Origin of the sequence: Pontibacter sp. HSC-14F20, from assembly GCF_019599265.1 — a bacterium.
Lineage (GTDB): Bacteria > Bacteroidota > Bacteroidia > Cytophagales > Hymenobacteraceae > Pontibacter.
The window spans coordinates 1-1,194 of the sequence record NZ_JAHZTC010000045.1 but is presented as its reverse complement, the minus strand read 5'-3'; the positions used below and the strand labels follow the sequence as shown (position 1 = coordinate 1,194).

Below are 1,194 nucleotides of genomic sequence, written 5' to 3'. Positions count from 1 at the left end.
CTAGTACACAGTCAACTTAGTAGGTAATGATTGCGTTTCTTCCTTAAAAGCAGGAGGAAGCATGGAGAAGATAGAAATAAAATTGAGTGAATCAGATAAAGAGTACCTGGAGCATTATGTGAGCAAAGGCAAGCACTCTGCCCGGGCGATCAAGCGGGCGCATGTACTGCTGCAGCTCCATGGTGGGGCAACTCTCAAAGAGGCCTCGCTACTTTCGGGCGTAAGCGAGGCAACAGTCACCAACGTGAAGACCAGATACCGGGAGGAAAAGGGGGATGTCTCAAAAGCCATAGAGGATAAACCAAAACCGGGACAGCCACCTAAAATCACCCAGCAGGTGGAGGCCTGCATTACCTCCCTTGCCTGCAGCCAGGCCCCCGAGGGCCGGAGCCAGTGGAGCCTGCGCCTGCTGGCAGAGAAAGTGGTGGAGCTGGGTTATGTGGAGAGCCTGAGCCATGAGGCCGTGCGCAAGTGTTTAAAAAAAGCCGCCTCAAGCCCTGGCAGAAGAAGCAGTGGTGCATCGGGCAGCTAGACGGCCACTACCTGGCCTCGATGGAGGACGTGCTGGAGCTTTACCAGCGGCCAGCCCAGCCGGGGGTGGCGCGCCTGTGCCTGGACGAGCGGCCCTGCCAGCTGCTGGATGATGTGCTGGCTCCCCTGCCCCTGAAAGCGGGAAAGCCGCTGCGCCAGGACCACGAGTACAGGAGGATGGGCACTTGCGCCGTGTTTATGGTCTATGATGTGGACCGGGGCATACGCTACGGCAAGGTCAGCGAAAGGAGGACCAAGGCAGACTACGCCGCCTTTGTGGATCAGGTGCTGAAGCAGCACTATCCCGAGGCAGAGAAAATAGAGCTGGTGCAGGACAACCTCAACACCCACCGCTACGGCTCCTTTTACGAGCACCTGCCCCTGGAGAGGGCGGCCCAGCTGCGGCAACTGATCAACTTCCATTACACGCCCAGGCACGGCTCCTGGCTCAACATGGTCGAGATCGAGTTCTCGGCCCTCTCCAGGCAGTGCCTTAACCGGCGCATCGCCACCATCCAGGAGCTCGAGCAACAGCTAGTGCCCTGGATAGAAGAACGAAATGAGAAACAAGTAAAAATCCACTGGAGCTTCACAGTCAAGGAGGCCAGGGAAAAGATGGCTTCTCAGTATGCTAAAGTGATACCTAATGACTAAATTGACTGT

The 1,194-nt window shown here is 56.7% G+C and carries 2 protein-coding genes; both read left to right on the top strand.

Annotated features, from left to right (window positions below):
* Positions 1-61 precede the first annotated feature (61 nt).
* A complete protein-coding gene (locus K3G39_RS20405) occupies positions 62-532 on the top strand; it encodes a helix-turn-helix domain-containing protein (RefSeq protein WP_220628020.1) in 471 nt (156 codons plus the stop codon).
* The gene (locus K3G39_RS20400) at positions 472-1,185 is read left to right on the top strand and encodes an IS630 family transposase (RefSeq protein ID WP_370627294.1); all 714 of its coding nucleotides are present in this window, start codon (positions 472-474) and stop codon (positions 1,183-1,185) included. Before K3G39_RS20405 ends, K3G39_RS20400 begins: the two co-directional genes overlap by 61 nt.
* Positions 1,186-1,194: the final 9 nt, after the last annotated feature.